Raw genomic sequence first — 7,438 nt, 5'->3', positions numbered from 1 at the left:
GTTTGCCGCACTGATCCGGGGCTGCGAGAATTGGGCGCGGGTGAATTTCAGCGCGGTCGAGCTCGAGCAGTTGGATACGCTCCGGCGGGCGCTGGGAATGGCCGAACCGAAGACGGAGTCCAGCCTTCAGACTACCGGTCAAAAGCTGTCAGCCTGAGATGGATTCTACAGGAGAATTCGGACTTGACCCCTGTTGTGGGCGCTGGAGCGACTGGGTGAGCAGCGGCCGGAGCGAGCGCCGCGCCGGATGCTGCTCCGAAGGGTTGAGCGGCGGCCGTTCCATGCGCTGTTGCGACTGCTGCTGCGAGACCGGGAGCGAAGGCTGCACAAGAGGCCGCTCCGGGTGGGAGATCTCCCCCTACCGTCCAGGGAATAGTGTTCGAGGACAGACTAAGTCAGATGTCAGATGTCAGAAGCTAGAAGTCAGAATTGCGGAAGGGGCGGAAGGAGAAGGACTTAGCGGCGTTGTTGACGAAGGACGGTTGACCGTGGAAGAGAGATTGGTTGAGACGAGCCTTGCTCATCCTTGTGCCGATAGCGCACATACTATTAGTGGTGGTCGAACCGTTCCCGACCACAATTCTGCCGTGGGGTGGTCGGCCCACGGGCCGCCTGGGGGGCCGCCTCCGCCGAAGCAGCGCCCGATGCTTCAAGTCATGCAACCTCCGGTACTTGTTCGCGAGAATCGACGCGAGCAACGAATCAAGCAACAACCGGAGCAACGACTTGAGCGACTTCGCGAGCAACGCGCGGTGCAACGCCGTAAGCAACTTCCGATGCAGCTCAGGATTCAGCTACCGACGCGACCGCCGACGCGACGCGCGACGCGGCCCACGATGCATCTGCCGGTGCTTCGACCCGTGCTTCGCCACATGCTTCGCGAGACGCAACTGCGTCTTCAGCGCGACGTCGCAGGACGGGATTTCGCCACGAAGGCCGACAAGCTCGAATGAGGAAACGGAAGGAAGGACTATCCGCAGATTGCACAGATCACGCAGATAGTAGCAGGGATCGGAAAGACCAGAGACCAGTACCCAGAAGCGAAACCACAGATGGACGCAGATGAACACGAATGGCGGCGTCGGAGAAACCAGAAACTGGAAACCGAAACTGGAACCGCCGATGGCGCAGATGGGCCTGGCGCCGGGCGGACGACAGGAACTCGCCGGCTCAACATCGCGTCCAGGGCTGGATGGTCTCGTTGACCTCGCGGGCTGGTTCGGCTAGCATATCTCACGTGCGTCAATGGGCGCGGGTCCTTCAGTTTGAGCTCAAGAACGATACAGTTTCAGGAGGCTGGTGGATGAGAACCTTCCTTGTCTTGGCCGGTGCGTTTGCGATGGCGCTCGCAGGCGATGCGGTTTCCTGGTCCGGACGACAGGACGGCGGCGTGCTGTCGCTGACGCCGGCAGAGCTGCAGATCGGAACGGTGCTGGAGTCGGGTAGCAGCTATGCTACGCTCGCCCTGCCCGCAGCCGGGCTCGCGGCCGAAGTCGGCAGTCCGGCAGTACCGGCGTACGTCCGCCTGGTGGAAATCCCCTACGGCTGCGACGTGACCGTATCGGCCGACGTCGGCTCGACCCGAACGCAGAGGCTCTCCCTTCACGTCCTCCCGCGTCAGGCGCCCATACCGAAAACTGCGAGCGCCGCACTGTCGGACAGGGGCCTCGGAGGCCAACCACGAACGCCGAACTTCGCGCTCGACGCCAGTGTCTATTCGACCGACGCATGGGCTCCGGAAATCGGAGCGCGGCTGGTCGACATTGCGATCTCTCGCGGCCGCCGGATGGCGGTTGTGGAGATCCGCCCGGTCGGCTACAACCCGGCGCGTGGTGTAGTCGAGCACGCCCCGGAGATGAAGGTGACCGTGAAGTGGACCAACGCCGACTGGCAGGAAACCCGCGCCATGCTCCGCCGCTACTCTTCGCCGCCGTTCGCGGGCCGGCTCGCAGGCATCGCCGTCAACGAGGAGCAGTTTCGGACTAACCTCGGACCCGCCCTGCCGGTCGGCTATCTCATCATCGTGCCGGACGCGATGCAGACGAACGTCGCGCCGCTGGCCGAGTGGCGCCGGCGCAAGGGCTTCAACGTCTTCGTGCGCACCTTGAGCCAGGTGGGCGGCGGCAACAAGGACACAGTCAAGGCATACATCCAGAACGCCTATGACAACTGGTCGATCCCGCCGAGCTGCGTGCTGCTGGTCGGCGACGTCGACAAGATCGGCTACTTCACCGGCTCCGGCGAAGGCAACCCGCCGACCGACCTGAACTACTCGCTCTGCGAGGGCAGCGACTATTGGCCCGACCTCGACCTCGGCCGCTCCTCGGTCGCGAGCGCGGCCCAGCTCGATTCGTTCGTGGACAAGGTCATCCGCTACGAACGGAACAACTGGACGAACGGTACCGCCTGGGCCGAGAAGGCCTACTTCGTCGCCTCGGCCGACGGCTCGTTCCACGGCGTGGCCGAGAACACGCACAAGTACGTGATGGCGAAGCTCCGGCCCAAGGATACGGAGTGCGACTCGCTCTTCACCTACTACGGCAGCGGCACGCCGGTTGACTCGGCGCTCAACCAGGGCCGGGCCTGGGTGACCTACTCCGGCCACGGCTCGGAAGAGGGCTGGTCCGACCCCGGCATCACGTTCCACTCCGACGACGTGCGCGCGCTCGCCAACACCGACATGATCCCGTACGTCCAGACCTTCGCCTGCCTCTCCGGCAATTTCACCTCGTCAAGCTACCCGGAGTGCTTCTCCGAGACGTGGATAAGGCTCGGCCGCAAGGGCGGCATCGTCTCCATCGCCTCAACCGTCAATTCCTACTGGACCGAGGACGACACGCTCGAGCGCCGGGTCTTCGACTACATGTTCGACTCGAGCTACACCTGGGTGATGGGCGGGCTCAACAAGGCCAAGGTGAAGCTCTACCAGCAGCTCGGCAACAGCTCGACCACCCGCCGCTACTTCGAGATGTACAACTGCATGGGCGACGGCGCGACCGACATCTACTCGCTCGTACCGAAGCCGCTGAGCGTGACCTATCCGGCGGTGATACCGGTCGGCTCGTGCGCGCTGCCGGTTTCGGTCACGTCCGGGGGCAACCCGGTCGCCGGAGCCCTGGTCTGCGCGTCGGCAAAGAGCGACACCAATGCCTGGGCCAGCGGCTACACCAACGGCTCCGGCCAGGTCACCCTCAACCTGACGACGTACGCGCCCGACACCGTCTTCGTGACCGTGACCGGGCACAACCTCGCACCGCACCTCGGCCACTGCCTGGCCCTGCCGCCGAACGGCCCCTACGTGATGTACCTGCATCACGCAATTGATGACTCGGCCGGCGGCAACGACGACGGCATCGTCAACCCCGGCGAGACCGTCAACCTGCCGATGTGGCTGAAGAACTGGGGAAGCGAGGAAGCGCAGGGAGTGAGCGTCAGGCTGCGCAAGACTGACCCCAACATCACCCTGCTCGATACCCTGAAGAACGTCGGCGACATCGCGGCCGGCGACTCGGCCTGGACCGGCGCCAGTTCGTTCAGGTTCACCGTCGCGCCGTCCTGCACCAACGGCTACGCGCTCCGCTTCTCGGTCCTGGCGAAGGACTCCCGCGACACGGCGTGGACATCATCACTGACGCTTCCCGTCGGCGCGCCGAAGCTCGTCTACGTCTCGTACCTGGTCGACGACCCGCCGCCGGGCGGCAACGGCAACGGGATGATCGACCCGGGCGAGAACGGCGATGTAGTCGCGACGCTGTGCAACACCGGACTGGGAAACGCGTACGGCGTTACAGCGACCCTGCGCTCCACCGATCCCCGGCTGCAGGTAACCGACTCAACCGGATCGTTCGGCGATATCGCGAAGGACACGACCGGGACGAACAACTCGGACCGCTTCAGTCTCTTCGCCGACCCGTCGATTCCGCGCGAGACCCAGGTACCCTGCACGCTGGTCGTCAGCACCGGTGGCCTCACCCGGCGGTTCGGCTTCATCATCGGCGTGGGTCTCATCCGCACCCGCGACCCGATTCCGGATGGGCCGCGGACCCCGGTTCTCTACTGGGCCTACGACGAGGTGGACTCGGGCTACTCAGAACGGCCCGACTACAACTGGGTAGAGGTCGCCGGCATCGGGACGATGTTGTCGCTGGGCGACGATACTACTTGCCAGATCAGTCTGCCGCCCGGATTCGGTCCGTTCCGGTTCTACGGCCAGGACGTCACCACCCTCTCTATCTGCTCCAACGGCTGGGTCGGCCTGGGCAGCACGCCAGCAACACCCGCTCGAACAGGTCCCTACCCAGCGCCTCTCTGCCCGTCGGCGCGATCGCCGTCAACTGGGACGACTGCTATCCGCCGGCCGGCCACGGCATCTGGTACTACCACGACACCGCCCACCACCGGTTCGTGATCGAGCTCGACTCCATCCCCTATTGGTCCAACCAGACCGCGTTCGAGAAGTACGAGATCATCCTATACGATACAACGCTCGCGGCCGAGGACGGCAACTGCGAGTTCCTGCTCCAATACCAGACCGCCGTGCGGACATCGAGCAGCTGCGTGGGCATGCAGGATCCGACCAAGACCATCGGTATCACGTGCCTCAACGACAACGCCTACACGCGCGGCGCCTCGCCCTGGGTGCCGGGCCACGCCGTCAAGTTCACGACGGACGCACCCCACATGGCGGTGGGAGAACCGGCGTCCGCAGCCGCATTGCCGCAACGGCTGGCCCTGCTCGCGAACGCTCCCAACCCGTTCCGGCGTGCGACGCTGCTGCGCTACGCCGTGCCGCGGGAGATGAGCCTGTCGCTCTCGGTCTACGATCGTACCGGGCGCAAGGTCACAAGCCTTTTCTCCGGCCTGGCCCGGCCCGGCATCCACACTGCGGCCTGGGATGGCCGCGACGAGGCAGGTCGCCGCACCGCGCAGGGCGTCTACTTCTGGCGGCTCGAAAGCGAGGCCGCAACCCTCACGCGCAAGACCATCAAGCTGGACTAGGACAACCAGTCCTCCGGGGCGGGACGCGCATCGTCCCGCCCCTTCTGTTGAGCGGCCGGACCGAATGGACGCGCGGAGCCGGTGACTCCTGCGGGCCTTGCTGTGAGCCTGTTGTCGGGTAACATCTCTTGGTGACGTTTTCCGTTAGAGCGCGCCGCCATCGGCTTTTTGCGGTTCCCGTGACCGGAGAAGTCGGGTTTTTCCGTTCGGACGATGACCGCCGTGGTTTCCTCTGTCGGGAGGCACTCACATGAAGCTCAATCTCCTTCGTCGCTGTCTCATCCTGCTTACCCTGATGCTGCTCGGTCAGGCCGTTGCTCGCGCTGAAACGCTCCACCCGTGCGGGTGGATCCGCGATGACCCGCGCGCGGCACCGTGGATGATAGAGGACAGGCTCGTCCCGGCCGCTCGAGACCGGACTTCCGTCTCGGTCGATCTGTCCGGCCAGATGCCGCCGGTCGGGAACCAGGGATCCCAAGGCTCGTGTACCGCGTGGGGCATCGGGTACTACCAGAAGACTCACACCGAGTGGATCGAGCACGGATGGAACTTGAACCAGACCATCCACCAGTTCAGCCCGGCGTTCATCTACAACCAGATCAATGGCGGCGTGGACCAGGGCTCGGGTTCCAACGCCGCCTATGCCCTGCTCGCCGACCAAGGCTGCGGGACGATGGCCGACTGCCCCTATAACCAGAACGACTACACATCGTGGCCGTCCGAATCGGCCTATGCCCGTGCCATACCGTACCGCGGCAGCACCACTCGCTGGTTCTCGATGGTCGATTCCGTGGGAGTGGACAAGGCCCGGCAGCGCCTCGACAGCGGCTACACCACGGTAATCGGCATCAGCGTCTACTCCAACTTCGACAACATCCAGAACTTCAACTACACCTACTGCGTGGCCGACAAGTACGGCAGCAACCGCGGCGGTCATGTGGTGACCATCGTCGGCTACAACGACACCGTGACCACGAATGACGGCCCGGGCGCCTTCAAACTGGTCAACTCCTGGGGCACGGGTTGGGGACTCTCAGGATACTGGTGGATGTCCTACGTTGCGGCGACCAATGCGGAACTCTCCGCCCAGGTCGGCCTCTACCAGGACGACCGCATCGCCTACGCGCCGACCATGCTCGGCCGCGTTCGCCTGACGCACTCGGCCCGGGACAAGATCGGCATCCGCCTCGGCGTTGGCACGCCTTCTTCCCAACTCTGGACAAAGGACTTCCGGACGTGGCGCTACCCGGTGACCGACCGCGCGTTCCCCGGCAACAAGATCGTCTTCGACATGACCGAGGGCGAGCCGCTCATCACCAGCGGCGTGACCGATTCGATTTTCGTGCGGGCGATTGACGATGTCTCGGACTCCAAGAGCGGCACCGTCAACTACTTCGCGGCGCAGCACCTGGCGTGGAACGCTACCGGCATCTCCTCGGACACGCCGGTCAGCATCCCGGACTACAACACCGCGGTCTATGCCCGGGCCAGGATCCCCAAGCTGCAGGACGTCGGCGCCTACTTGCTCTCCGCTCCCACCGGCACTGTGGATTCGGGTTTTGCGACGGCCCCATCGGCCCGGGTGAGGAACTTCGGAACTACGGCAGCGACCTTCCCGGTCGTCTTCCACATCGGCGCGTACGCCGACACACAGAACGTCACGGACCTTGCGGCGGGCGATTCGGCTACCGTGACCTTCGACGCCTGGACCGCGACCACTCGGGGCGTCAACGCCACCCGCTGCTCCACCGTCCTGAGCGGCGACTACTGCCCGGGCAACGACAAGAAGACCGGCTCGGTGACCGTGCGGGTGCGGGACGTCGGCTGTATCCAACTCCTGGCGCCGCCGGACACGGTCGACTCGGGCGCGACGATGACGCCGCGCGCCGTGGTCCGCAACGCCAGCACGACCAACGAGACTTTCAGCACCCGCCTCGGTATCGGGCCCGACTACGCGGATACGGTCTCGGTTACCCTGGGGGCGGGAAGAAGCGATACGCTTGACTTCGCGCCATGGAACGCGTTCTCGCTTGGCACCTTTGCCGTGAGCTGCTCCACGCTGCTCGCGACCGACATGAACCCAGCCAACAACACCCGGCGAGACTCGGTCACGGTCGGGGTGTCCGCGGGCATCGCCGAACAGGCACTACTGCCGGGAGTCGTCACGCTCGGACGCCCCGTCCCTGACCCGATGCGCGGGATCGCAACGATCCGGTTCAGCCTTGCCCGCCGGACTCAGGCAAGCGTCACCATCCGCTCCGCCACCGGCTCTTTGCAGCGGGTGCTCGTGGGCTACCAATCCCTGGCCGCTGGTAGCTACCCGTTCTCGTGGGACGGATGCGACGAGCGCGGTCGCCGCGTCGCTCCCGGCATCTACTTCTGGCGCCTCGAAGGCGAAGCCACTTCCCTCACGCGCAAGGCAATCAAGATAGACTGAACC

At 64.9% G+C, this 7,438-nt stretch carries 3 protein-coding genes; all 3 read left to right on the top strand.

Annotated elements, in window-relative coordinates; translation table 11 throughout:
- Positions 1 to 1,072: 1,072 nt before the first annotated feature.
- The gene (locus tag FJY68_01455) at positions 1,073 to 4,408 is read left to right on the top strand and encodes a hypothetical protein (protein MBM3330500.1); all 3,336 of its coding nucleotides are present in this window, start codon (positions 1,073 to 1,075) and stop codon (positions 4,406 to 4,408) included.
- Positions 4,405 to 4,998, top strand: coding sequence for a T9SS type A sorting domain-containing protein (locus FJY68_01450; protein MBM3330499.1), 594 nt, complete (start codon positions 4,405 to 4,407; stop codon positions 4,996 to 4,998). Before FJY68_01455 ends, FJY68_01450 begins: the two co-directional genes overlap by 4 nt.
- Before the next feature lie 250 nt (positions 4,999 to 5,248).
- Positions 5,249 to 7,435, top strand: coding sequence for a hypothetical protein (locus FJY68_01445; GenBank protein MBM3330498.1), 2,187 nt, complete (start codon positions 5,249 to 5,251; stop codon positions 7,433 to 7,435).
- Positions 7,436 to 7,438: the final 3 nt, after the last annotated feature.

The sequence above is a fragment of the candidate division WOR-3 bacterium genome, from assembly GCA_016867815.1.
GTDB lineage: Bacteria > Hydrothermota > Tepidihabitantia > Tepidihabitantales > Tepidihabitantaceae > UBA2258.
Note: the sequence above shows the minus strand (reverse complement) of the source record. Positions and strands in the feature narration are given on the sequence as shown.

Bases quoted from the DNA above. Each gene is read 5' to 3' on its own strand.
- FJY68_01455 (MBM3330500.1), top strand. From the start codon at position 1,073: ATGGCGGCGTCGGAGAAACCAGAAACTGGAAACCGAAACTGGAACCGC.
- FJY68_01445 (MBM3330498.1), top strand. From the start codon at position 5,249: ATGAAGCTCAATCTCCTTCGTCGCTGTCTCATCCTGCTTACCCTGATG.